A 25,504-nucleotide genomic window follows, 5' to 3' on the forward strand; every position below is an offset into this window, starting at 1 on the left:
AGAAGACTCATGAATACCAAAGTCCATACTGATATGATAAAGCGTGCGGTATTCACGCCAATAAGTCAGGGCTAATAGTATTTGTGCTTTAAGACTGAGCACACTTGGTCTGCCTGATTTGGTCTTAGATGCTTCATGCTCTTGCATGGCCTCAAGCATGTCATAAAAGGTGGCTTTATGAATGCCAGTGTAGCGTTTAAAACCAGCGTCACTTTGTTTGAGTAGCTTATTTATGTTTGGCATGGTTCCTAAAAAGTTATGAGTGTCTTCCTATTTTAATTCCCTTTGCTACTTTTGCAAGAGGTCTATTAAAAACTAAAAACGTACTTGCCGATAAACTTACTTGAGCGGTTGCAGCAAAATATAGATTAAGCGTTTACCTTTCGTACTCAAACCACTAATGCTTCTCAGTCTTATACTCACTTTCATTATTTTAGCCGAGCCTTGCTATGATTAGTTTTTATCTCAATGGAAAATACCATGAGCTAACCCAGCTTAACCCCAATACGACAGTGCTTGAGTATCTACGATTGCATGAAGGCCAAACGGATACGAAGGAAGGCTGCGGCAGTGGTGATTGCGGTGCTTGTACGGTAATGGCTCAACGCCTGCCTAGCACTATCCAGCAAACGCTTAATGATGAAAATGGCAACGAAAAAAATGCTACGCCTCCATTCTATACGATTAACTCCTGTATTACGCTATTGTCGCTGATGGACGGTCATCATCTTATGACAGCGTCCTACTTGGCGGACAATCCTGAGCATCATCCAGAACGTGCTTTGCTGCATCCAGCACAGCAGGCGATGGTTGAGTGTCACGGATCGCAGTGTGGTTTTTGTACCCCTGGGTTTGTCATGTCACTGGCCTGCGTCTACGAAAATAATCGTTTGCAGACAAGTTCGGAAGCAGCAAGTCAGAGTGATGCTAAGCAGTTGAGCTATGATGAAGTGGTTGCGTCAATATCGGGCAATTTATGTCGCTGTACAGGCTATCGTCCGATTATCGAGGCAGGCCTACTGATGAGCGATATCGGTCAGAAAAGAGAGGCAGAGCAGTCGGTGGTGAAAGACTTGACTATCAGTCTCGCAACAGACGCGATGGGTAGTACAAAGGAATCAGCAGTATCTGCAAATGCGCCAGCTGAAGCCGAGTCGGACAATGTAGAGTCAACAGCTATTGCCCCTGCACTCAATGATGCTGGGCGACGGTTATATATACCCAAGTCACTAGACGAGCTTAATCAAATATTAGCAGCTAATCCGCAGGCGACGATCTGGGCAGGTGGTACGGATTTGGGATTGAGTGTGACGCAGCATCTAATCGATCACGAGATCATTATTCAGCTCTCAGGTATTGAGGCGCTAAAGTCTTGGTCGCTATCAGATGCAAATAGTAACACATCGACTGACGAACAAACTCAAAGTCAGTCGCTAGTGCTAGGGGCTGGCATGAGCTATCAGCAAATGCTCCCTGTGCTTGAGCAGTATTTTCCACGCTTTGCGCAAGTGTTTGAGCGCATTGCCTCTCCGCAAATTCGTAATATGGGCACCATCGGCGGTAATATCGCCAACGCATCCCCGATTGGTGATTTGCCACCGATTCTCTTGGCGTTAGATGCGTCAATTCATTTGCGTCATTGCGCGCCGAATCGTGAAGAGTCAGGTAAAGATTTAGATAGTAGTGATTCGGTTTATACGGATGAAATCATACCGTTATCAGCATTTTTCTTAGATTATAAAAAGACCAAGTTGCAAGCAGGCAGTTATATTGTCGCTATTCATATTCCTTTGATGCAAGATCATCAGCATTTATTTATCCATAAGATTAGCAAACGCTACGAAGATGATATCTCAGCGTGCTTGCTTGCGGCGCGGCTTGATGTGTCAGCAGATGGTGCAATTATCGACAATGTAAAGCTTGGGCTCGGTGGCATGGCAGCGATACCACTGCTTGCGGTGCACTGTCAGCAAGCGCTTATTGGTCAAGCTACTGATATTGCAAGTTTTGAGCAAGCAGCACAGGTGTTATCTGCAGATGTCACACCAATGACGGATGTCAGAGCCAGCCGTGAATATCGCATGCATGTGGTGCAGCGTCTACTGGTGAAGTGCGGTAAACATTTAGTAGCAGAGATGCAGGCTGAGAGCGCTTGACTGTCAGCGTAATTGAGTATCAATACTGCGTCATGAGTGTATTTGTCAGAAATAAAAAAGCGCATCAGTAAATGCGTACTAATAGAAGAGATTTGCTATGAGCCATCATTCGTCTTTATTTGACAGTTATAGTATCCGCCGCGTGCGTCCGCCAAAAAACAAGATTGGCACGTCAGCCAAGCATGACAGTGCGATCACCCATGTGATGGGGACGGCAACTTATGTGGATGATATTACCAAACCACAAGGCACGCTACATCTAGCAGTAGGTAAAAGCAGCCACGCTCATGCACGTATATTAGGTATGGATTTGAGTGCTGTCAGAGAGGCTGATGGGGTCGTTGATGTTTTAAGTTTTAAAGATTTACCGGCGCAGACAGATATCGGTGCGGTGTTTGATGGTGAGCCACTGATGGTGAATGACATTACAGAGTATGTCGGTCAGACGCTATTTGTGGTGGTGGCAACCAGCCATCGCGCTGCCAAAAAGGCGGCTACCAAGGCAGTAGTAGAATATGAGCCATTGCCAGCGGTACTTAGTATTGATAAAGCGCTAGAGCAAGAGTTATTTGTGCGTCCGAGTCATTTTATGAAGCGTGGTGATGCGGCGACGGCGCTTGAGAGTGCACCGATTCGTATTGAAGGTCATATTCATATGCGCGGGCAAGAGCACTTTTATCTTGAAGGACAAGTATCTTATGTAGTGCCTTGTGATGATGGCGGGCTGGAAGTGTATACGTCGTCACAGCATCCAAGTGAAGTGCAGCAGCTCGTCGCCGAAGTGACGGATTTGCCCTTTCATGCGGTCAATACGGTCGTACGCCGTATGGGTGGTGGTTTTGGTGGTAAAGAAACGCAAGCCGCGGCATGGGCGTGTCTGTGCGGTATCGTTGCCAAGCGCCATAACGTTCCTGTCAGTATGCGGTTAGATCGCCAAGATGATATGGTCGTGACCGGTAAGCGTCATGAGTTTGCCAATCGTTATGAGGTTGGCTTAGATAAGTCTGGGCGTATATTGGGCGTCGATATGCAATTGGCTGGTCTGTGCGGTTATGCGCCAGACCTATCTGATGCCATCGTCGATAGAGCGATGTTCCACTGTGATAATGCCTATTATTATCCAGCGGCTCGTGTGGCGGGTCATCGCTGTAAGACGCATACCGTATCCAATACGGCCTATCGAGGATTTGGTGGTCCACAAGGGCTAATGACCGCTGAATATATGATGGACCATATTGCCTATACCTTGGGGCAAGATCCGCTGCAAGTGCGCTTAGCAAACTTATATCAAGATGGTCAAAGCACCCATTACGGTCAGACCATTGAACATTTCGATTTAGCAAACATCATGACCAAACTGGCAGCGGATTGCGATTACGACAAGCGCCGTCAGCAAATTATAGAATTCAATCAAAAAGCCGCCGCAGAAGGTAGTGACAAGCGTTTAGGTATCGCGCTAACGCCCGTAAAATTCGGTATTTCATTTACGGTGCAGACGCTCAATCAGGCGGGTGCGCTGGTACATATTTATACCGATGGCAGCATCCACCTCAATCATGGTGGGACGGAGATGGGGCAAGGTCTGTATATCAAAATCGCCCAAATTGTCGCCAATGAGTTCGATGTGGATCTAGATACAGTAAAAGTGTCAGCGACTCGTACGGATAAGGTACCTAATACCTCACCAACTGCCGCGTCATCAGGTACCGATATCAACGGTAAAGCAGCGCAAAATGCTTGCTTAAGTATCAAAGCGCGCATTGTTGAATTTGCTGCTGAGCATTTTGAGGTGTCACAAGAAGACATACGCTTTGAAAAAAACCACGTCTATATCGGTGATAAAAAGACACTAACCTTTGCCGAAATGATTCAGCTGTCGTATCAAAATCGCATCAGCCTATCGTCTACTGGCTACTATAAAACGCCGAAGATATTTTATGATCGCTCTAAAGCATGGGGACGTCCGTTTTTCTACTTTGCGCTAGGTGCAGCTTGTGCTGAGGTTGAGATTGATACGCTGACAGGTGAGTACAAAGTGCTGCGCTGTGATGTGCTGCATGATGCAGGACAATCGATCAATCCTGCCATTGACATCGGTCAGATTGAGGGCGGTTTTGTGCAAGGTATGGGCTGGATCACAGCAGAAGAGCTGATCTGGAATGATAAAGGAAAGCTTGCATCCGATAGTCCTGCCAATTATAAAATTCCAACGGCGCATGACTTGCCTAAGCAGTGGAATGTGAAACTATACGATCGCAAAAACGAAGAACAAACTATCTATAATTCTAAAGCCGTTGGTGAGCCGCCGTTTATGTTGGCTGCCAGTGTCTGGTGCGCTATCAATAACGCGGTGGCTAGCCTTGGTAATTATCAAAAAAATCCAGAATTGACCATGCCTGCGACCCCAGAAGCCGTATTAAAAGCAGTTATGCGTATGGAAGGGTCGTCTTGGGATCTAGAGACCAAAGCGGACAAGGATACGATGGATAGTCTTGTTGAAGGTATAGAAGAAAAGGGCGGTCTCTATAACGACAAAGTCATGCCGCAAGATGTGCGTCATGCCAAAGATATCGATCCAAAAGAGGTAGCCGGCAAACAGACCGATGAGCAGCCAGAGGCGATAGAGCACCCAAATGTTGCAGGGGCAAGAGGTCCTGCGCACAGTGAGTGAGTCATTGGTCCCACCAGTTATCTGGTATGAAGGTCTAGCGCGATATCAGCAGCGCGGCATGGCTCATGTGTTGGCAACGGTCGTGGCTGTGAATGGTTCGGCCCCGCGTGCACTACAGGCAAAGATGATTATCACGCAGGATGGTATCGTAGATACGCTGGGTGGCGGCGGTCTAGAGCACGATGTGATTACTACTGCTCGTCAGCTATTAAGTGGCGAGATATCCACCACGGTATCCAAACAAGTCAAACCAAAAGTTTCTGAAGCTAATGAGACAAGCGCGTCAGCTCCTTCTAAAGCGGTACGCCGAGACGCGGTTTATACTAAGCATTACCCACTGGGTGCGAAATTGGCCCAATGCTGCGGTGGTAGCGTCACTGTTATGTTCGAATGCTTTAACGTGACGCCGCCGATGACAGTACTGGTATTTGGAGCAGGTCATGTGGCATCAGCGCTCATGACTATCCTTGCTGAATTGCCATGTCAGGTAGATTGGGTAGACAGTCGCCCAGAGATGTTTGAGCGTTACTTGATTGATAAAACCAACTCCAGTGAAACGGGCCAAGCAGGCAACAGTGCCTACCAAAACCCCACACCGAATCAATCACAACTCTATCAGCTACCAAGGCATATCCGTGCGCATATCGATGACGATCCTGTCGATTTTGTGCGTCCATTTATCGAGCAGGGTGGTCAGCGTTTTATTTTGGTTATGACGCATGACCATAGTGTGGATTTTGAGCTGGTGCGCGCAGCATTAGATACTACTTCTGATATCTGCTTAGCTGATAGTAAGCGCTCAGATATCTCATTACCTTATATTGGCTGTATTGCCTCATCCACCAAAGCCAAGCGTTTTAGAGACCGTTTGATTCAGCGTGGCTATAGTGAGCAACTAGTCAATCAGCTCATCATGCCAATCGGATTACCCATCGGCGGCAAAGAGCCAATGGCGGTGGCTGTATCTATCGCGGCACAGCTATTACAACGTTATCATCAGGTTGCTCTTTGAAGGGACTAATTACTTCATGAAGCCGTGTCATTTTTCATTAAATAATTTAAACGCTCAGTACTACTACGCCATTGTGAGACTACCAAATGACCCTACATATTTATCAAGCTCATTTATTACATTATATTAGCGAAGATGACCTTGCTAAGCGTACGGCTGCTGAATTATCCGATACTAGAATTCCTGACTTTCTCGTAAATCTGACCGTTGATAAAGATACAACGTTGCTTCCAGTAGTTGCAGGCGTGCGTGTTTACCCTGAGTATATTGCCGACGGTGCACTTGTTATTGATGATGAGACTGGACTGGTTATCAATTATGGCAGTCGAGAGGCGATGCTAGCAAATTATGTGCTGACCGCTACTAATGACAGTCAAGAACCAGTACAGATTCATGACCATCGGCACAAACTCATCATGCCGGGTTTTATCGATACCCATGTGCACTATCCGCAGATAGATATGATTGCCGCTTATGGTGAGCAACTGCTTGATTGGCTCAATAATTATACTTTTGTGACGGAAGCCAACTTTGGTGATCCAAAAATAGCGCATGATACCGCGCAGTTTTTTTTGAACCAATTACTTGCCAATGGCACGACCAGTGCGATGGTTTTTGCAACCAGTCATCCGTTATCTGCCGAGGCGTTTTTTGCTGAAAGCCACAGGCTCAATACGCGTATGATCACGGGTAATGTCTTGATGGACCAAAATGCGCCTGAGCCGCTATGTGTGCCTGCTGAGCAAAGTATCCGTGACACTCAAAATATCATTGATAATTGGCATGAGCGCGGGCGTCAGCATGTGGCCATTACCCCGCGCTTTGCGATTACGTCGAGCCCTACACAATTACGTCTGGCAGGTGAGTTGTATGCCAGCCATGACAGTGTGTATTTGCAAACGCATCTGGCAGAAAACCGTGATGAGGTGGCTTTTGTGCAGGAGCTGTATCCCAATCATAAAGGCTACCTCGACGTCTATGATGATATGGGATTACTGGGCCGCCGTACCACCTTGGCGCATGGTATCTACCTTGAGACACCAGAATACGAGCGTCTACGCGCGACTGGCACGCAGATATCACATTGTCCAACGTCCAATCTGTTTTTGGGTAGTGGGCTGTTCGATTTACCAAAGACGTTAAGTTATACCGGTGTTAGTATCGCCACCGACGTTGGAGCAGGCACGAGCTTATCGATGCTCACGACGTTATCAGAGGCATACAAAGTCCAGCAACTACAAAGTAATCAATTATCAGCACACCAAGGGTTGTATCAGATCACTTTGGGCAATGCGCAGTCGCTACTATTAGATGATAAGATTGGTAACTTTATGCCCAGTAAAGAAGCGGACTTTGTCGTGATTGATATGAAGGCCACAGCATTGTTAGAGCGGCGTATGGCGCAGACCAAAACCCTTGAAGAGCAGTTATTTGTGCTGATTATGCTGGGTGATGATAGAGTGATTGAGCAGACGATAATTGCTGGTCAGAGCCGCTATCGAAAATCTGCGGTCTGATAAACTGGCGAAAAACATGAGTCACAAAAAAGCCCCGTTTATATATCATAAACGGGGCTTTGATTGGTCTGTATCTTTTGTTCTGTGCTTTTTTGTCTGTGCTTATGAGATAGCTTGGCGACTTTTTTTCTAACTGACATTTTCTAACTGACGTCTTCTAACTCAATAAGCACACCCCAGTCCGTAATGTCTATCTCATGGCAGTTGTTACCTTCGCCATTGATACGATCAATCACTAAAAAGTCACTGTCGCGTCCAAGCGCCAATAAGGGATGATGCCAGACGTTGGCAGCATACTGTACGCCTTGATGCGACTTGGCATAAAACACGGCCAGATCATCAGGCGATTGTGGCGGCGTACCTGCTTTGGCAACGACGACGACATAGTCCTGACCTTCCATCGACACAAATGCTTGCGTGCAAAACGGATGATACTCCATGACGGAGAGGGCAATCGGATTCTCACGTTTTTTGGCTCGAAAGATACTCATACCGACAGTGCCACCCTCAATCTGACTCGCAGCAAGCGCATGATGGCGAACCGCATAGCCATTATTGATCTCATAAGTGTTGTCAGCGGTTTGCTCCTCCTCACTATAGCGCTCGATAACCGAGCCGTAAGGGGCAAAGTCGCCTTTGGTCAAAGGCTGAGCCGTTAAGATAACACTCATTATTTGACCTCTGTATTATCAGTAGTACCAACATGATCTGCTACTTTGCCAAACACGCGCACGCGGCTGATACCACCATCAGGGAAGATATTGACTCGGATATGGGTGATAGGCTGGTCTATTAAGAGCTTGTCGTTACCGAAGGTATGGATGTCATCCGCATTGGTTTTTTGCGGCTCAAGCAACGTATCCCAAAACATACTTTGAGTGACCAAGGTTTGCTCTGGCGTATTTGGCGAGTAGACGGCTTGAATGGATACTTTATCAGGATAGTTGCCTTTAAAATGAGCGGTATCTATCTCGATAGAATCCACGATACCTGCTTGACCTAAGGCAATAATGCACCAGTCATTGCCTGGCTCACGGCGGCGACGCGTCTCCCAGCCATCACCCATATTGGGCGCTTTGGTCGGTAACAGTAAGTTGCTGGCAGCACCAAAATGTGCGTCGTTACTGGCGATTGCACGACCGCCATTTAACGCGCCTGCCAAGTCGAGCATTTCACCTTGATTGTTTAGGCTGGCATCAAGTTGGATATCACCATAGACACGCAGTCGAGCCACGCCGCCATCTGGGTAAATATTCAAACGGATATGGGTGACCGTTTGCTCGTTATCAGTTTCGATAAACTCATGATTGTGTCCTTGTAGCGGCGTCATATCCACTAGCGCCTGCCAGTTTTTACTGTCCCAGTCTTTTTTACTGAGGCTAGTAAGCTCAGTTTCATCTTGCTGTAGTAGCTCTGGCGCGTATAAGCTATCGACACTGGCAGAAGAGGGGAAGTTACCCGTAAAGTGACTGGTATCAATGTCAAGGCCCGCGATTTTGGTCGGACGCGCCAGCTGAATGACTAAATAATCATAGCCCAAATGACGCTTACGGCGCGTCTCCCAGCCGTCCATCCATTTACCGTTATCGTCAAATTTGCCGACCACAAAAATAGGCGCATCAGGATTTAGGATGCGGCTTTTATCCGCAAAAAAGTCATCGGTCGCAAATAGCGCTTTGGCACCCAAGCGACTGTCGGCTACGTTGGGTTTTTTAGTAAAGGCTGGCAGGCTCTCAGGTAGATTATTTGCTGAGATGATTTGTCCCACTTCTGAAGTGTTTTGACTCATCATGATTCCTTTTATTTGATAGTAGATTTAATTGATCGTGTGCCACTTGTTTTATTTATTCGACACACTGCGATGTATTCAATGAGCGAGGCAATGGCAAAAGCTACATCCAGTTGGCTGTGTTGTCTGGTGTTGCAGGATGGTTGTCGTACCAGTGTTTGGCGATCTCATCACGGCGGCATATCCACACGTCAGGCTTATTGGTGATGTATTGCAAAAACTGCTTTAACGCTTTGATACGTCCTGCCCGTCCAATAATGCGGCAATGCAAACCGATGGTCAGCATTTTGGGGGTTTCTGCGCCTTCTTCATAAAGGGTGTCAAAGCTGTCTTTGAGGTACTGATAAAACGGCTCGGCATGGGTAAACCCTGGACTCGAAGAAAAGCGCATGTCATTGGTCTCTAGGCTATAAGGGATGACCAAATGCGGCTTGCGTGTGATTAGATCGCCTTCTTGGGCTTTGACATTGAGCCAGTACGGCAGCTCATCGCCATAGGAGTCAGAGTCATAGTGATAGCCACCTTGTTCGACGACCAGCTCGCGCGTGTTTGGGCTATCGCGTCCCGTATACCAGCCGAGTGGCTGCTTGCCGAGCATGCGCTCAAATATGTTGGTTGCACGGCGGATGTGCTCACGTTCCGTCTCGCGGTACATATATTGATAAGTAATCCAGCGCAGGCCGTGACTGGCAATCTCATGACCGTCTTCTAATACGCGCTCGATAATATGCGGGGTTTTTTCGGCAGCGGCAGCACAAGTAAAAGTGGTGATAGGAGCGCCGTACTCTTTAAACACATCCAACACCCGCCACACACCAACACGGCTGCCGTATTCAAATGCAGACTCAATAGACTGGTGACGGTTGTTAAACTCGGGCGTACCCAAGATATCCGACAAAAAGCGCTCGGACTGTCCATCGCCATGGATGACGCTATTTTCTGCCCCTTCTTCGATATTCAAGACAAACTGTACGGCGATTTTTGCACCGCCTGGCCAATTGGCTTTTGGTGGCTTGCCACCGTAGCCTTTTAGGTCGCGTGGGTATGTATTTTGATTAAAATCACTGATGATTTTTTTGCTCATTGTTTATGTTCCTATATCTCGTAGAGCCTTAAATATTTAATTGAATATTGCTCGCCAAGGAAAGTTTTCTATTGATAACAAACTACAGGGATGATGCGTACGCTACAAGCTGCTGACGTTCTATATCTGTTAACTGAGTGATATTACCAAGTGGCATATAGCCAGTTTGTACCGCAGTGACGATTTTTGCTTTGTGTGTTTTTAGATCTTCTGGTGTTTGCAAAATGATACCTGCTGGCGGTGCGGCAAAGCCTTGCTGTGTGGGCTGCACTGCATGACAAGTGCTACAGCGTGTATGTACAACATCCATCATAGCGTCATCTACTGATGCGCTCACTGGTACGGCTTCAGCAGCAGTGGCGGCATTATTGCTAACACTGCTATTATTAACGTTATCAGTATTAGTAGTCGCGCTTGTAGCTGTTGGGGTGCTATTAGTTGTCGTAGGTGTTACTGCGGCAGTAGCGGGCATTGCAGGCGCTGGATCAATTGGTTCAGGTCGCATCCAAATAATTAATAATACGGTCAGTATGGCTGGGATAACCAAGTAGCGTGGTTTTTTATGCCCTAAATGTTTTTGGTTAAAATAATGACGTGCCGTTGCAGTGATAACGCCAACGAAGACCAATACCAACCAACCTTTTTCATGAGCATACATCATCGGATAGTGGTTGCTAATCATGGTAAAGATGAGTGGCAGAGTAAAGTAGTTATTCATCAGTGAGCGGTTTTTGGCTTGCAGTGCCAATTCAGCGACTTCTTTGCCCGGTTTTTCGCCGCGGCGTACACAATCAACGAGTGCGCGCTGCGCTGGCATAATACCGAAGAATACGTTACCGACCATCACCGTGCCCAAAATCGCCCCGATATGGATGAACGAGGCGCGATCACTAAACAGCTGATAAGAACCCCAACTCGCGATAACCAACAAGATAAAAATCAGGGTACTAAAGATAAAGGCGTTTTTGCCCAAATGACTGCGCACAATGACTTCGTAAATAAAGTAACTACCAAATAAAAACAGCAAGCTTGTCGCAATGGCACCGATACTGGTAAAAGGCACTTTGCTTGGATCGATCAGATAGGCAGTTGCATTGGCATAATAGACGATCGACATCATCGCCGCACCCGTCAGCCAAGTCGTGTAAGCTTCCCACTTAAACCAATGTAGCGTTTTTGGCATTTCCTCTGGTTCGAGCTTGTATTTGGCAATCTCATAAAACCCTCCGCCATGGACGGCCCACAGATCACCTGAGATGCCTTTGTCTGCTTTCCACTGTGGCGGCTTGCGTAGGCTCAGATCCAGCCACACAAAATAAAACGATGCACCAATCCATGCCACCCCTGCGATAACATGAAACCAGCGAAAAAATAAACTCAACCATTCGAGAAGATAGGCGCCCATGCGGTAAGTGTCCTTTAATATGACAATGTCTAAATAAAATGGCTATGAGCGGATAACGATTTTCGCTCACAGTTTTTTGATAATAAGGGTCAGTTATGATCCGCGGTAGGTACTATAACCATGCGCACTCAGAAGTAATGGCACGTGATAGTGGCTTGCGTCTTTTATCACAAAGTCGATGACTACCTGCGGATAGAATGCCGTCAGCTGCTGGGCATCAAAATATGCCTGAGTATCAAACGTCACGGTATAGCGCCCCGTATCTAGCTGACGCTCAGTGTCATCAATGCTTGACTCAAACTGCCAAGCATCTGGTGTCACGCGGCCATCGTGATTGGTCGTCCCATGCGCAAGCAGTATCGTGTCTCCGCTGTCTGGTACGCGGTGTAGGCGGACGGCGATATCAGCAGCAGGCGTGCCCAAATGAGTGTCTAAGATATGTGACGATAAGGTGGCAGACATAAGGCTTCCTTTGTATTTAGTAAAGACGTAAATAGAGTAATGATGCTAGCGTATTTGATAAGTAGAACGTCGGACAAACATCGATAGTAATAATGTGGTTTGATAGCTGTTGATCATCTAAGCATTACCTAATAGTTTGCTTAGACGTAAACGTGTGATTTTATTTTGCTCTGCGGCGGCATTGGCCAGCTCTGTGGCACGGTCGTTTGGCAGGCGCGCCAAGAGCAAATCGAGCATTTGCTGTGCGCTTTTGCCGGTTGCAAAGACAATAAAAATGAAACCAAATTTATCAAGATAATCTTGATTGCCTTTAGCGAGCGCTTCGAGTACATCGTCTGCCGCATCGTTAGCGCCAGACTGCTCATGTGCGGCGCTATCTTGTGTATTGCGATATTTCTCTTTTAAAGAAGCCACATTACCGATTTGTGGATGTCCATCAAATGCTTCTAGCAAGTTGGCCTCATTGGTTTGTACCTCATCCCAGATAGCGTCGCTATTCGCTAAGAGCGCATCGAAATCTGCAAAAGGACGCGCATTGGCAATCTTATTTGCCCAAACGCTACTGGTACAGCAGATTAAAAGCTGAGCAATAGCTACTTCCTGAGACAAATTATTAAATTGCGCTAAGGTTAAGCTCATGGTGATATCCTTTTTGTTGATATGACAGCCCATTATGTGGACTGGATAACTATTGTTTAATAAAGGTTTATACATGGTGGTTTTTTGCTTAGACTTAGCGATAGCAATCGATGTTTTTATGGTTCATTTTTTAGTTTTTCGACGTTTGCATTGTTATTTAAGCAAACCCACAGTGCGTATTTAAGTTGCTAGCTTTCTAATCATGATAAATTGACGATACAGAACGTATTTTTTGAGGAAATACTAATAGTTGAGCCGCAAAATGACATGGCAGTATAGTTTTGGTCGTAATACGTGTGATTTATAATTACCATTCTGCTAAAACCTGACTAATTGGTCAACTGTTTTATGAGAATTTTTTTATTTGGTGGCTCATGCTGCGAAAATCTGTGCATTGATATATAAAAACATTCAAAAATATAGCGACTATTTTGTCGAACCAGCCACTTGGAGTGAGATACCATTGTTATGACTCAAAATAATCAGAAAGAGGATATCCTGACTACTGATGCGCCATCGCATCGTAGTCAACAAGTTACGCGCGCGCACAATCAAGCGTTGATACTGGCAGCAGCTGAAGAGGAGTTCGTGCTCCAAAGCTATCGCGGCGCTACGATGCAAGGCATCGCTGATCGAGCAGGACTGCCTAAAGCCAACGTTCACTATTATTTTAAAAACAAAAAAAACCTATATATGGCGGTGCTACGCTCGATTATTGAAGAATGGAATGACGGCTTGGTGACCATGACAGTGGACAGCGATCCAAAAACTGTCATTGAAAAGTTTGTCCGTACCAAGCTGCATCAAGCTTTTGTCAATCCTAGTCGTCATAAGTTGTTTGCCATTGAGGTCATCGGCGGTGCGCCTCACTTGCACGAATTTATGTCAACAACGATGAAAGATTGGGTAAATGATAAAGCGCAAGTCATGAAAGAGTGGCATAAGCAAGGCAAGATTGGGATTACAGATCCCTTGCAACTACTAATTTTGATATGGGCGACGACCCAGCGTTACGCTGAATTTGAGATTGAAATTGTCGGCCTGATGGACAAAACAGCTTATGACGCAGAAGATGAAGCGCGCGCAGCAGATTTTCTAGTGCCTTTTATTTTACGAGGCTGTGGACTTGAATGATTATATACAGTTAAGTCATTGTGATTAAGCGATCACAGTGGACGAGGTGCATAAACAAATTTTATGGCACCTCGTTTTACTTTCAGACAGGGCTAAACATTCAAATTTATGCCACTTTTTGCGCTGTTTTTAAGCCATCTTCGGCATGTTGTTCAGCCGTATCAAATTCTACACCGTAGTTTTTTGGTAGGATTATATCAAGCGTGATTGCCACAATACCGGACATCGTCACCGCTGAGCCAAAGATGTTTTGGAAAAATTGCGGCGTCTGTGAGAGTACGTCAGGAACGAATGCAATACCCGTTGCTAATCCTAGTGACGTGGCGATAATCAAGACATTACGATGGGTAAAATCCACGGTGGATAGTATACGAATACCCGCAGTTGCGACAGTGGCAAACATCAGTAGCGTGACCCCGCCTACGACAGGCTTGGGCAGCTGCGTGAAAATCGCACCAAGGATAGGAAATAGACCCATCAGGCACAAGATACCGCCAACATAAAAACCAACATAGCGACTGGCAATCCCCGTCATCTGAATCACGCCGTTATTTTGGCTAAAGGTTGTCACAGGAAAAGTGTTGAATACAGCCGCAATCAGCGAGTTGACACCATCACCCAACACACCACCTTTAATGCGCTTCTCATAGAGAGGGCCTTTGATCGGTTCGCCTGAAATCATCGAGGTAGCGGTCAAGTCGCCTGAGGTCTCAATACTGGTAATGATGTACATAAAGGCAATGGGAATAAATGCCTGCCAATCAAAACCAAAACCATATTTGAAGGGAATGGGAACGGTGAAAAAATCCGCTTTAGACACCAATGAAAAATCAATGCGCCCCATAAATACGGCAGCGAGCAAGCCTAACATCAGACCGATAAAGATAGCACTTGAGCGAATAACCTTATTGTTAATAATGCTAATGAGCACCACACTGACGAGTACGCCACCACCTAAGAGTAGGTTTGGAATACTACCGAAATCCTCAGCACCAAACCCACCTGCCAAATCAGTGAGACCTACCTTTGTTAGGGACAAACCAATCGTGACAATCACACAGCCAGTAACAATAGGGCTCATAAATGATTTGAGTTTGGTGATAAATTGACTCAAAAATATCTCAACAAATGCACCGAGAAACGACACACCAAAGATAACGGATAAAATCTCTTCAGGACTACCACCGCGGTTTTTTACTACAAATCCTGCGGTCAATACTGCCGCCAAAAAACCAAAACTGGTGCCTTGTAATGCCATAAGGCCAGAGCCGATGGGCCCTACTTTTCGCGTTTGAATAAAAGTCGCGACTCCAGATACGATTAAGGACATGCTTAGCAGATAGGGGATATGTTCCCCTAAACCTAAAGTGCCACCGATGATTAGTGAAGGGGTAATAATACCAACGAAAGCAGCAAGTACGTGCTGTATGGCACCTAAGAATGCTTTGATAGGGTTGGGGCGGTCGTGCAGTCTATATAATAAATCAGTATTTGCTGGAACGTTTTCACTCATGGTGGTTTCCTCCTAGAATAACTGCTTAGCACCCAATTAGCTGTATATATCAGACAACGTAACAAATCATTAGATAAAAATTAAAACCCAATCCTTGACCTGTTTTTTATCGATTCAAATAATAGGGGTAAGTTCCCGACCTTAAAATAGACAACAGTAATAGTTTATATTTGTTGGCCAATATCTAAATAACCTGACCAATTAGTCAGACCTATTTAGGATATAGGTAAAATGAAAGTTAATGCAATGTTTTTTTTGGTACTAACCGGTTTACGGGTTTATTACTAACAATAAGGAAGAAAAATGAGTTCGAATGAAGGGTACCTAAGAAGAGTGCATAAGACGGCGGGCAGGTTTTACTAAGTAGGTTTTATCACTTTTCTTCTAGCAGCTTATGACACAAAAAAGCCTTAATCATATTCATTATGATTAAGGCTTTTTGTATGAGTAAATTCTAACGTTGTGATTCAGTTGCCTAAATTACTTTGGACTTGATGACCATACGGGTGAGCGGATGATGCCTTGTCCTGATTTGCCGAACGCTTCGCCACCATTCAATGATTTAATCGTTAGTACACCTTTGCCGCCTTGGGTTGACGCATAGACCACGCGCTTGCCATTGGGTGAGAAGCTTGGGGCTTCATCGATACCCGTATTACCAAGGTTGGTCGTCACCGCACCATTGCTATTCATAATCGCGGCTGAGCGTCCACTTAAAAAGGCGATTTGTGTTCCGTCGCTGCTAAACTGCGGACTGGTTGCATAGCCACCATTAGATACTTTGGTGGTGCGTCCCGAGCCAAACTCATAACGATAGACTTGTGGTTTATTGAATCCAGCTTTGTCACTGACAAATACAAATGACTTGCCATCAGGAGCGTAGCTTGGCTGCACCTCACTGCTTGGCAAATTAGTGAGGCGTCTAGGCGTACCGCCGCTTGCGCTTATCTCATAGATATCGGCGCTACCCTCAAAACTACTAGAAAATAGGATTTTGCTGCCATCAGGGGAGAATGACGGACTCAAGTTACTACCAGAAAAAGGCGTTAGCACACTGGCGCCGCCGCCGCTGACGTTTTGAATGTAGATGACGGGATATGATTTTTCACGTTGTACCGAGTAGGCAATGCGATTGCCGTCAGGTGACCATGCTGGTGAGAAGATAGACCCAGCTACCTCAGTGATGGTTTTGGCGTTTTCACCATCAGCATCCATCACTTTTAGACGAGAGACTTTTTGTTTGCCAGTGCCTGTTTCTTCTATATAAGCAATACGCCCTGAGAAATCCCCTGGAATGCCCGTAATCAGCTCATAGACTTTATCTGCGATGACGTGACCGGCGTAGCGCATGCTTTCTCTGTTATTGTCAGCGGTTAGGCTTTGCTTGCCTTCTATCACGCGACCAGATTTGACATCGATGACCTCGTAATCGGTGACGATTTTGCCGCGATTGGTACGAGTGCTGCCGACGACTAGATAGGGTATGCCCATACTTTGCCATACTGGCAGTGTGCCTGCCAGTTCGCTACTGCTGCGTGGCTGCTGCGGTAGGTTTTGGCTGGTGACTTTTAGTTCTGTATTATTCAAATCATTTAAAATAATAGGGGACAAAACAGAATCGCCTGCGAATGGTACAAACGCGACTTGGTTTTGTTGGACAGGAATCTCATAGTCCAATTCTAATACGACAGGGGCTGCGAGCACGTTTTGCGAGATAAGTAATGCTGAACTACCCGCAAGTAAAGAGGCTAGTAGTTTTTTATGAGTATACATGGGTCAATGGCGCTCCTAAAATTAATATGATAGTCATTTTTATAGTCGATGAGGCAAGTATAGATAAGTCAATTTAAAAATGACACAACGAGATTAAAGGCTATTTTTCGTAGCCTCTGGAGACGAAGTCACAGCAAGCAAGGAAAATAGTATTTAATCGAGTGTGTTTGTGATGCTATATCAGTTTTATTTGGGCTTTACTATATTTAGATGAAAAAACGATGCGATAAAAGCCGCTTAACATCACGTTATCAATAATACAAGACGCTAGCAACTGATTAATTGCTACCTTTAAACTGTATAGTAAAGGTAGGATATTTTGGGTCATCAGCATCGATTGGTAGGCTACCTGTGTTGAGCACTGCTTGTCTGGCAGCTTCATTGACGACGCTATCAGGACCAGATGCGGTGACATTGACCACGTCACCATTGGCATTAACGGTGATGTTTAAGGTGGCACGCTGGGTAGAGCCTTTCGCTGCGGTAGGCGGCGTATAGTTGCGCTTGATTAGATTGATGATTTCACTATTGCTGGCACCGCGACTACCACTTGAGGCAGAGCGACTACTACCTTTAGAAGTACTAGAGGTTGAGGTCTCGCCGGAGATGGTTGATTGACCATCTGAGAGACTAAAGGTTCGGCCTGCATTGCCAGAGCCATCGGTATCAATCTGTATATTACGATCGTTAGCCGTGGGGCGTCTGATCTTGGGTGGATTGTTTTGCTTTTGGCGAAAATCTCCAAGCCTTTTTTGCTCTTCGATCATCTGCTCTCTTTTGTCTTGCTCTACTTGATCAAGCTCCTCTATCGCGGATTCGTCTAGCTGCGCTGCCCACTCAGCCATTCTGCGCTCATATTCTTGGTTTTGCTCGCGCAGGCGTTGATGTTGCTCTTCACTCATAAGCATAGGCTGACTGGCAGGCTCGTCAGATCGCGTAAACACAGGGACACGCTGGGAGTTAGGCTGGCTTGGATTTTGAGCGCTTGAGCTACTACTACTTGAGGTTTCTTGTTGAGCGCTACTGGCTGAGTCGCTGGTGCTGCTGTCCATTTGCATGGCGCTGGCTGCTGCACGATTGGCCAATATCTGTCCTTGCATTTCAGCGAGCTGCTCAGGAGTTACCATGACCGTCTCGATGCTACCAGCAGTCTCAACCTCAGTGGTCTGATAGTTATAAATCAGTATGCCGATTATAAGACCATGTGCTAGCAAACTGAGTAATGTAGGCAGTGTTAGCCCGTTGCCTTCAGGTTCGGTGGGGACATAGACGGCAGGCGCATTATGCATGATATGGATACTCATGAACGTGGTTTATCGGATTGGCTGCTATGATGTGACATACCTATATAGAAGGTATAGCTATTGGAGTGATGGCGTCGGTAAAGGCGCACCAGTCAATAACCCTACTTTTTCAATACCTGCCTGCTGCAAAGTTGCCATGAGCGTCATGATAGCGCCATATTGGTTATTTTGATCAGCATTAATCATCACTTGCAATGGCTCAGTGTTGGTATTACCGCTCTGAGACTGTAAGTTGGATAAAGTGTTAATTAGCTCAGGCTCACTAATAGGCAAGTCGATATTATTTTCATAACTGATAAAAATCTCACCCTTGTCAGTCAATGAGACAATGACGGGCAACTGGCTCTGACTCATGGTATTGGTTTGCTCTTTTGGCAAATCAACATCGACACCCGTAATGAGCATGGGTGCGGTCACCATAAATATCACCAATAGCACCAGCATAACGTCGATGTAGGGAACGACATTCATCTCTGCATTCAGCGCTTTTTTCTCACGGCGATAGGGATTTGGTTTCATAGCCCATTCACCTGAGTGGCACTCACTTGCGTCTCTCTAGCAACGGGGATTTGCACACTGGTCTCGCGCTGTAGCATGCCTGTCATCTCGTCACAGAACAGTGCTCGTGAATCATAAAGACGGCTAGATTTTGCCGTAAAATGATTGTATGCCAATACAGCAGGAATAGCGGCAAACAAGCCCATGGCTGTCGCAATCAGCGCCTCAGCAATACCAGGCGCGACAGAGGCTAGGGTGGCTTGCTCGGTTTGCGACAGTCCCAAAAACGCGTTCATGATGCCCCAAACGGTTCCAAACAGTCCAATGTAAGGAGCCACCGAGCCGATACTCGCTAGCGTCGTCAGTCCTGACTCGAGTAATTGCTGCTGACGGCCCAAGCCGACACGCAGTTTACGTTCAACACCGTCGATGATGTCATCTTTAGGTTGACGCTTTTTATGCATTCTCAGGTACTCTGAAAATCCCACATAAAAAATCTGCTCAAGTCCTTGGCGATCAGGTGAGCCTTGTACGCCTTGATACAGCTTTGCTAAATCTTCGCCTGACCAAAACCAAGTCTCAAATTGTTGATCAAAGTTTTTGGCTGTACCGAGCCGCGCACTCATACGGAAAATAATGACCCAACTGAACAAAGAGGCTAATAGCAATAACGCCATCACAATCTGTACCAATAGACTGGCTTGGGTAATAAGATCAATAATATTTAATGATTCAGGCATGTAATGGACTCACGGATAATTGACAACAGCTGGTTTAAATAAAGACATCCAAACCAAACGAACCCTAAAAATAATAAGCATACTTTATCGTTGAATCTTAAGCGCAGTAAAGATCTCGGCAATCGGGTTTAGTAAGAGACTATTTGAGACCACGCTCAACCACTGAGACATCAACATAATAACCTGTTAGTTTACTTCTAAATAAAAGAAACGTCATTATTAATGTGTTAACCAGACAAAAAGTACGATACATCAAATATTTTAACAATATAGTGGCAACACGCCCTACTAGTATACATAAATGATTTGAGCTAGAGACTATAAGAAAATTCAAATTTGTATAGACTTTTTATCGTTATAAAAGTGGTGTTTTTAATTGTTTTTTATACGAGTTAGACATTATCAGCGATTGAGTTTGTAAGACAACTCGTCTAATATGTTACGCTTTGTTACTACATTATTCTTACTGCGGCATCGCCATTTTGCTGAGGTCATGTTTAGTTTTAGGTAGTGGTGATTTTTTATTAGCCAGTTGGGGGCGAACACTTATGAATGCAATTGAACGCTATTTTGGGATTAATGGTGACAATACCACGATCAAAACAGAAATCGTCGCTGGTATAACCACGTTTTTGACGATGGCTTATATTATCTTTGTTAACCCTAATGTCTTAGCCGATGCAGGTATGGACAAAGGGGCCGTATTTGTCGCAACCTGTGTGGCCGCAGCAGTCGGTTGTTTCATCATGGGTATCTATGCCCGACTACCAGTGGCATTAGCGCCAGGCATGGGACTTAATGCTTTCTTCACCTATGGCGTGGTCTTAGGTATGGGGTATGCATGGCAAACCGCGCTGGGTGCGGTGTTTTTGTCAGGTTGTATCTTTGTTCTATTAAGCCTCTTTAAGATTCGTGAGGCAATCATCAATGCGATTCCAAACTCTCTCAAAAACGGCGTGGTCGCTGGTATTGGTGCATTCTTGGCTTTTATTGCTTTGCAGAGTGCAGGTATCATCGTCAATCATGATGCGACCTTGGTTGCTCTTGGTGATATGACGTCATTTGGTCCTGTATTGGCATCTCTAGGTTTTGTCGTCATTATTGGTCTGTCTTATAAAAGAGTCCCAGGTGCGGTAACCATTGGTATTTTGCTGGTTGCTCTGATTAGTTTGCTAATGGGCTATACACAGTTTACCGGTATCATATCTGCACCGCCTTCTATCGCGCCGACACTGATGCAGCTCGATATCGCTGGCGCATTTGATGTGGGTATGATCAGTGTGATCTTCGCTTTCTTATTTGTGGACTTATTTGATACTGCAGGTACGCTCATTGCAACCACTAGCCAAGCCAAGTTGACTGACAAAGATGGCAATATTCCTAATATGGGCAAGGCGCTATTAGCAGACTCAACAGCGACAGTTGCAGGCTCTTTACTTGGTACTTCATCGACAACCAGTTATATCGAAAGTATCTCTGGTATTGCCTCAGGTGGCCGTACAGGATTGATGGCAGTCACTGTTGGTGTGTTATTTTTACTAAGCATTTTCTTTTCTCCATTAGCCGGTATGATCCCAGCCTACGCGACGGCCGGTGCCATATTTTATGTTGCCGTACTGATGATGGGCACCCTAAAAGACATCGACTGGAGCGACTTAACAGAAGCGGCGCCTGTTGTAGTTGTATTGCTGTTCACGCCGCTGACATACTCTATCGCTGATGGCATCGCACTTGGTTTTATCACCTTTACCGCGGTCAAAGCGATCTCTGGTAAGTTCGCTGATATCAGCATTGCTGTATGGCTTTTGACTCTTGTGCTATTGGTTAAAATTATCTTCTTATAAGGCGTATTGCGCTAGGTATGAGACCTAACCATACAACCCTCTTTATCACTTGATGGTAAAGAGGGTTTTTATTATTTGGAGATGGTACTTAGCTTACTAGTGAGCCCAAAATTGTTACGATTAAAACCCAAAATTTTGGTAATAATTAATCAGTAATAGTAAACTAAAAAATATAACCAAAGCGTCATGACTGAAAAATTGCTTGTAAATATTTGTTTTTTAAAGAAAAATTAATTTTTAAAAATAAAAAAAAGCGTTAGTTTGAATTTTTTTTTCATGATATTATAGCCGAGTTAAGCGCATCACCTCAATCAACGCCGTAGAGGTTTTTCTTACAGTGAATTTGCACATTTAAGATGGTATGTTTGGGCTTGTTTAAGTGTTTTTTTATCACTTCATTCAAGCGATATTTGGCCATCACACTCCTTTCACTACTAACAAGAAGAAGGCACTAATGCCGCTTAATTTTTCGTTGTTGCCTTTGTATTGTTAACGTAGCCCGTTTAACAGTGGAACGACCTACTTAACCATCTCCAGCATGTGCTGGATTTTCTAGTTTTGTGATGGCGCCGTTTGGTCTTTTGATTATTGCTGTGAATATCCTTCCATAACCTCTATTTTGATAGCGGTTACGAGCAGTTATGCAGGACGATCAGACTTCCTAAAGCACCATTTATTATGGTTTTTAAACGATAGTTATGGAGTTGTTATGAACCCAGTAGACCAGTTTACCCCGCAAGAGCCGATTTTGTTCAATCCTGTTGATATGCTGTCGCCAGAGTATCTTGCCCAGCCAATAGAAGAGTTATATAAGCGTATTTCGCCACTATATAGCGTTGATGAACAGCGTTGGTTGGCTGATTTATTGCCACTTGCCAAGCCTAGTGCAGAGGAGCGTGATGCTGCCGCTGAGCAGACACGCAAGCTGGTTGAGCATGTGCGTAACGATGGCAAAGCCGTCAAGATGGTTGACTCATTATTGCTTGAGTATAGCCTTGATACCCAAGAAGGTATCTTGCTCATGAGCTTGGCAGAAGCGTTGATTCGAGTGCCGGATAATTATACTGCTGATGCATTGATTCATGACAAAATGAGTGTGGCAGATTGGAAAAAGCACATCAAAAATGACAATGGTTTCATGGTCAATGCCTCTACTTGGGGCATGATGATGACAGGCCGTGTCGTCAGTATTGATAGCAGCACTACTGCATCAGGTTTCTTGGATCGCATGACCAAAAAGATGGGTGAGCCTGTCATTCGTAGTGCCATGCAAAAAGCCATGCGCATCATGGGCCATCAGTTTGTATTGGGCGAAACCATCGAAGACGCCAATAAAAACAGCCAGCCATATCGTAATAAAGGTTATACCTATTCATTCGATATGCTAGGTGAAGCGGCTATCACGCATAGAGATGCTGAAAAATACTTCAATGACTACTTGCATGCGATCAAAGCGACGGCCAACGTCAAAGTCAAAGAAGGTATGCCTAAGCCATCAGTATCTATCAAATTGTCTGCGCTGCATCCTCGCTATGAAGCGACACAAGAAGCTCAAGTTATGGGTCTATTGCGTCAACGCTGCTTGCTCCTTATTGAAGCGGCACGCGAGGTCAATGTTGATCTTAGTATTGATGCCGAAGAAGCGGATCGTCTTGAGATTTCTTTAAAACTGTTTGAGTCTCTATACCGTGATAACTCAACAGCTAGTTGGGATGGCCTAGGTATCGTTGTACAAGGTTATTCTAAACGTGCTATTGCTGTATTGGCTTGGCTTGCTCGTTTGTCTTCTGAAGTAGGCGATCGCATTCCAGTACGTCTGGTAAAAGGCGCTTATTGGGATACTGAGATCAAACTTGCTCAGCAAAAAGGTCTATCAGGCTATCCAGTTTGGACACGCAAAGAAGGTACAGATACCGCATATCTTGCCAGTGCGCGTTTCTTATTATCAGACCATCTGCGCGGTCTTATTTGGCCACAGTTTGCGACGCATAATGCGCACACACTGTCTTCAATCATGACCATGAGCACCCATAAAGAGTTTGAATTCCAGCGTTTGCACGGTATGGGTGATGCACTTTATGACCATATTTTGCAAGCTTATGAGATTCCTGTACGTATCTATGCACCAGTTGGCGCGCACAAAGACTTGCTACCATATTTGGTACGTCGTTTGTTAGAGAACGGTGCCAACAGCTCTTTTGTTCATCAGTTATTAGACAAGTCGTATCCGATTGAAAAACTAACTGTGCATCCATATGACAAGCTACTTGCCAACCCAACCTTGCACAACCCAGATATTCCGCTACCACTAGAGATTTATGGTTCGCGCCGTGCAAGTTTTGGCCCTAATATATTTGTAGAGTCACAATGGCTACCGTTCAAAGCAGCTATTGATAGCCATCTCAATAAAAAATGGTCAGCGACACCTATCATCAACGGCCAAGCAATTAATGAATATGAAGTAGATGGCGTCACCCATCAGCTTGATGCGCAGCCTGTACTTGCGCCTTGGAATCATGACGTAAGCGCTGGTGAAGTCAAATATGCCAATGCAGAATTGGCTCGTCAAGCAATTGATGTGGCTGTCGCTGGTCAAAGCATGTGGCAAAACGTAGCCGTGACCAAGCGTGCGGCAATACTGCGTAAAATCGCTGAGCTATTTGAAGAAAACTACGCTGAGCTAATGGCACTATGCCAAGTCGAAGCTGGTAAGACTATGCAAGACAGCATCGATGAAATCAAAGAAGCCGTTGATTTCTGTCGTTTTTACGCTGATGAAGCAGAGCGCCTAGACGATGTCGTGCATGAGTTTACAGATTTGTCTGGTAAGCCATCTCGTCAAGTTTATAAACCACGTGGCACTTTTGTGTGTATTAGTCCATGGAACTTCCCATTGGCTATCTATACGGGTCAAATCGTGGCGGCACTGGCAGCAGGTAATACGGTAGTCGCTAAGCCTGCTGAACAAACCAGCTTGATTGCGCATTTTGCTGCGCAACTCATGTATCAAGCGGGTGTACCAGCAGAAGCACTACAATTGGTGACAGGTGCCGGTGATGTGGGCGGAGCGCTAACGGCTGCTGATAACATAGCAGGTGTGATATTTACTGGCTCAACCCAAACTGCTCAGCGTATCAATCAAAGCTTGAATGATCATGCTCAAGCGAGTGGCGAGCTGCCTGTATTTATCGCTGAAACTGGCGGTCAGAACGCAATGATTGTTGACTCAACAGCACTGCCAGAGCAAGTCGTTCGAGATGCGGTATTGTCGGCCTTTGGTTCAGCAGGTCAGCGTTGTTCAGCTTGTCGTATATTGTGCGTGCAAGATGAGATGGCGGATGATTTGATTGAGCTGTTACAAGGCAATATGGCTGAGCTGTCTGTTGGCAATCCACTATACGCTGCCACAGATGTGGGTCCTGTGATTGATGCTGATGCCAAAAATGGTTTAGAGGCGCATATCGCCCGTATGGACGCTGAGCCAACCGCTACTATCTTGGCTCAAACCCCAATGAGTTCAAGCTCGGTTGTCAGCCAAGAAAACTCTACCTTTGTATTGCCAACCGCAATCGAGGTAAGCAGTATTGATGTGATTGGTGGTGAGCACTTTGGTCCAATCCTGCACGTATTGCGCTATCAAGCACGTGATCTGAATAAGCTGATTGACGCTATCAACAACACAGGCTTTGGTTTGACGATGGGTATTCATAGCCGTATCGAAAAAACTGTTGAGCATATCGAGCGCCGTGCTTTTGTAGGCAACACTTATATCAACCGTAACCAAATCGGCGCGGTCGTAAACGTCCAGCCATTTGGTGGTTGTGGTCTGTCTGGTACTGGCCCGAAAGCAGGTGGCCCGCACTATGTTGCGCGTCTGATGCAGCTTAGCTCAGAATCAAATGGTAGCAACCAAACAAATGTTAACACCCAAACAACCACTCAAACAGAACTCGCATAAGGAGT

The 25,504-nt window shown here is 45.4% G+C and carries 19 protein-coding genes; 7 read left to right on the forward strand and 12 right to left on the reverse strand.

Features of this window, described 5'->3' with window-relative positions:
- Window positions 1-243: helix-turn-helix domain-containing protein (locus BLR43_RS04110; RefSeq protein ID WP_143007410.1), on the reverse strand; the 243-nt coding region annotated here is incomplete at its 3' end.
- A 206-nt stretch (window positions 244-449) separates the two neighbouring features.
- Between BLR43_RS04110 and BLR43_RS04115 the strand changes: the two genes are divergently transcribed.
- The 4 genes from BLR43_RS04115 to guaD all read left to right on the forward strand — a co-directional run bounded on the left by BLR43_RS04115 (window position 450) and on the right by guaD (window position 7,356).
- On the forward strand, window positions 450-2,156 hold the full coding sequence (locus BLR43_RS04115) for a xanthine dehydrogenase small subunit (RefSeq protein ID WP_093068999.1): 1,707 nt from the start codon (window positions 450-452) through the stop codon (window positions 2,154-2,156).
- Window positions 2,157-2,253: 97 nt separating this feature from the next.
- Window positions 2,254-4,827 (forward strand): xanthine dehydrogenase molybdopterin binding subunit, encoded by a 2,574-nt coding sequence (gene xdhB, locus BLR43_RS04120; RefSeq protein ID WP_093069002.1) that lies wholly within the window; start codon window positions 2,254-2,256, stop codon window positions 4,825-4,827.
- Window positions 4,820-5,839, forward strand: coding sequence for an XdhC family protein (locus tag BLR43_RS04125; RefSeq protein WP_227674244.1), 1,020 nt, complete (start codon window positions 4,820-4,822; stop codon window positions 5,837-5,839). The genes xdhB and BLR43_RS04125 overlap by 8 nt, the downstream gene beginning before the upstream one ends.
- Before the next feature lie 86 nt (window positions 5,840-5,925).
- Window positions 5,926-7,356, forward strand: a complete 1,431-nt coding sequence (gene guaD / locus BLR43_RS04130; protein WP_093069011.1) for a guanine deaminase — start codon at window positions 5,926-5,928, stop codon at window positions 7,354-7,356.
- Between the two features lie 143 nt (window positions 7,357-7,499).
- Here the strand turns inward: guaD and BLR43_RS04135 are convergent, their stop codons facing one another.
- The 6 genes from BLR43_RS04135 to uraD form a co-directional block, all read right to left on the reverse strand.
- Window positions 7,500-8,027: an ureidoglycolate lyase gene (locus tag BLR43_RS04135; RefSeq protein ID WP_093069012.1), complete on the reverse strand. Its 528-nt coding sequence runs from the start codon at window positions 8,025-8,027 to the stop codon at window positions 7,500-7,502.
- Window positions 8,027-9,145 carry an allantoicase gene (gene alc, locus BLR43_RS04140; protein ID WP_093069014.1) on the reverse strand — a complete coding sequence of 373 codons (1,119 nt, stop codon included), beginning with the start codon at window positions 9,143-9,145 and terminating at the stop codon, window positions 8,027-8,029. Before alc ends, BLR43_RS04135 begins: the two co-directional genes overlap by 1 nt.
- A gap of 103 nt (window positions 9,146-9,248) precedes the next feature.
- A complete protein-coding gene (gene puuE, locus BLR43_RS04145) occupies window positions 9,249-10,229 on the reverse strand; it encodes an allantoinase PuuE (RefSeq protein ID WP_093069017.1) in 981 nt (326 codons plus the stop codon).
- 82 nt (window positions 10,230-10,311) lie between these two features.
- Window positions 10,312-11,634 (reverse strand): urate hydroxylase PuuD, encoded by a 1,323-nt coding sequence (locus BLR43_RS04150; protein ID WP_093069019.1) that lies wholly within the window; start codon window positions 11,632-11,634, stop codon window positions 10,312-10,314.
- A gap of 93 nt (window positions 11,635-11,727) precedes the next feature.
- Window positions 11,728-12,096 (reverse strand): hydroxyisourate hydrolase, encoded by a 369-nt coding sequence (uraH, locus tag BLR43_RS04155; protein ID WP_093069021.1) that lies wholly within the window; start codon window positions 12,094-12,096, stop codon window positions 11,728-11,730.
- Between the two features lie 117 nt (window positions 12,097-12,213).
- Complete coding sequence (gene uraD / locus BLR43_RS04160; protein ID WP_093069023.1) at window positions 12,214-12,735, reverse strand: 2-oxo-4-hydroxy-4-carboxy-5-ureidoimidazoline decarboxylase; 522 nt, start codon at window positions 12,733-12,735, stop codon at window positions 12,214-12,216.
- 468 nt (window positions 12,736-13,203) lie between these two features.
- Here uraD and BLR43_RS04165 point away from each other — a divergent pair, with 468 nt between their 5' ends.
- Window positions 13,204-13,869 (forward strand): TetR/AcrR family transcriptional regulator, encoded by a 666-nt coding sequence (locus BLR43_RS04165; RefSeq protein WP_093069025.1) that lies wholly within the window; start codon window positions 13,204-13,206, stop codon window positions 13,867-13,869.
- A gap of 106 nt (window positions 13,870-13,975) precedes the next feature.
- Here BLR43_RS04165 and BLR43_RS04170 read toward each other — a convergent pair whose 3' ends face one another.
- From BLR43_RS04170 to tolQ, 5 genes are all read right to left on the reverse strand, one after another.
- A complete protein-coding gene (locus BLR43_RS04170; protein WP_071001417.1) occupies window positions 13,976-15,382 on the reverse strand; it encodes a nucleobase:cation symporter-2 family protein in 1,407 nt (468 codons plus the stop codon).
- Window positions 15,383-15,862: 480 nt separating this feature from the next.
- Complete coding sequence (locus BLR43_RS04175; RefSeq protein WP_071001418.1) at window positions 15,863-17,155, reverse strand: PD40 domain-containing protein; 1,293 nt, start codon at window positions 17,153-17,155, stop codon at window positions 15,863-15,865.
- Window positions 17,156-17,433: 278 nt separating this feature from the next.
- Window positions 17,434-18,459 (reverse strand): cell envelope integrity TolA family protein, encoded by a 1,026-nt coding sequence (locus tag BLR43_RS04180; RefSeq protein ID WP_227674245.1) that lies wholly within the window; start codon window positions 18,457-18,459, stop codon window positions 17,434-17,436.
- Window positions 18,460-18,516: 57 nt separating this feature from the next.
- On the reverse strand, window positions 18,517-18,978 hold the full coding sequence (gene tolR / locus BLR43_RS04185; RefSeq protein ID WP_058025343.1) for a protein TolR: 462 nt from the start codon (window positions 18,976-18,978) through the stop codon (window positions 18,517-18,519).
- Window positions 18,975-19,697: a protein TolQ gene (gene tolQ / locus BLR43_RS04190; RefSeq protein ID WP_058025342.1), complete on the reverse strand. Its 723-nt coding sequence runs from the start codon at window positions 19,695-19,697 to the stop codon at window positions 18,975-18,977. Before tolQ ends, tolR begins: the two co-directional genes overlap by 4 nt.
- A 548-nt stretch (window positions 19,698-20,245) precedes the next feature.
- Here tolQ and BLR43_RS04195 point away from each other — a divergent pair.
- Window positions 20,246-21,541: an NCS2 family permease gene (locus tag BLR43_RS04195; RefSeq protein WP_093069039.1), complete on the forward strand. Its 1,296-nt coding sequence runs from the start codon at window positions 20,246-20,248 to the stop codon at window positions 21,539-21,541.
- 709 nt (window positions 21,542-22,250) lie between these two features.
- Window positions 22,251-25,499, forward strand: a complete 3,249-nt coding sequence (putA, locus tag BLR43_RS04200; protein WP_093069040.1) for a bifunctional proline dehydrogenase/L-glutamate gamma-semialdehyde dehydrogenase PutA — start codon at window positions 22,251-22,253, stop codon at window positions 25,497-25,499.
- Window positions 25,500-25,504: the final 5 nt, after the last annotated feature.

Source organism: Psychrobacter pacificensis (assembly GCF_900101915.1).
Lineage (GTDB): Bacteria > Pseudomonadota > Gammaproteobacteria > Pseudomonadales > Moraxellaceae > Psychrobacter > Psychrobacter pacificensis.

Excerpts from the sequence above, each read along its gene's own strand:
- guaD (WP_093069011.1), top strand. The coding sequence starts at position 5,926 with ATGACCCTACATATTTATCAAGCTCATTTATTACATTATATTAGCGAA.
- BLR43_RS04115 (WP_093068999.1), top strand. The coding sequence starts at position 450 with ATGATTAGTTTTTATCTCAATGGAAAATACCATGAGCTAACCCAGCTT.
- BLR43_RS04170 (WP_071001417.1), bottom strand. The coding sequence starts at position 15,382 with ATGAGTGAAAACGTTCCAGCAAATACTGATTTATTATATAGACTGCAC.
- tolR (WP_058025343.1), bottom strand. The coding sequence starts at position 18,978 with ATGAAACCAAATCCCTATCGCCGTGAGAAAAAAGCGCTGAATGCAGAG.
- BLR43_RS04195 (WP_093069039.1), top strand. The coding sequence starts at position 20,246 with ATGAATGCAATTGAACGCTATTTTGGGATTAATGGTGACAATACCACG.
- BLR43_RS04135 (WP_093069012.1), bottom strand. The coding sequence starts at position 8,027 with ATGAGTGTTATCTTAACGGCTCAGCCTTTGACCAAAGGCGACTTTGCC.
- BLR43_RS04175 (WP_071001418.1), bottom strand. The coding sequence starts at position 17,155 with ATGTATACTCATAAAAAACTACTAGCCTCTTTACTTGCGGGTAGTTCA.
- puuE (WP_093069017.1), bottom strand. The coding sequence starts at position 10,229 with ATGAGCAAAAAAATCATCAGTGATTTTAATCAAAATACATACCCACGC.
- tolQ (WP_058025342.1), bottom strand. The coding sequence starts at position 19,697 with ATGCCTGAATCATTAAATATTATTGATCTTATTACCCAAGCCAGTCTA.
- putA (WP_093069040.1), top strand. The coding sequence starts at position 22,251 with ATGAACCCAGTAGACCAGTTTACCCCGCAAGAGCCGATTTTGTTCAAT.
- uraD (WP_093069023.1), bottom strand. The coding sequence starts at position 12,735 with ATGAGCTTAACCTTAGCGCAATTTAATAATTTGTCTCAGGAAGTAGCT.
- BLR43_RS04180 (WP_227674245.1), bottom strand. The coding sequence starts at position 18,459 with ATGAGTATCCATATCATGCATAATGCGCCTGCCGTCTATGTCCCCACC.
- BLR43_RS04165 (WP_093069025.1), top strand. The coding sequence starts at position 13,204 with ATGACTCAAAATAATCAGAAAGAGGATATCCTGACTACTGATGCGCCA.
- BLR43_RS04150 (WP_093069019.1), bottom strand. The coding sequence starts at position 11,634 with ATGGGCGCCTATCTTCTCGAATGGTTGAGTTTATTTTTTCGCTGGTTT.
- xdhB (WP_093069002.1), top strand. The coding sequence starts at position 2,254 with ATGAGCCATCATTCGTCTTTATTTGACAGTTATAGTATCCGCCGCGTG.
- uraH (WP_093069021.1), bottom strand. The coding sequence starts at position 12,096 with ATGTCTGCCACCTTATCGTCACATATCTTAGACACTCATTTGGGCACG.
- alc (WP_093069014.1), bottom strand. The coding sequence starts at position 9,145 with ATGAGTCAAAACACTTCAGAAGTGGGACAAATCATCTCAGCAAATAAT.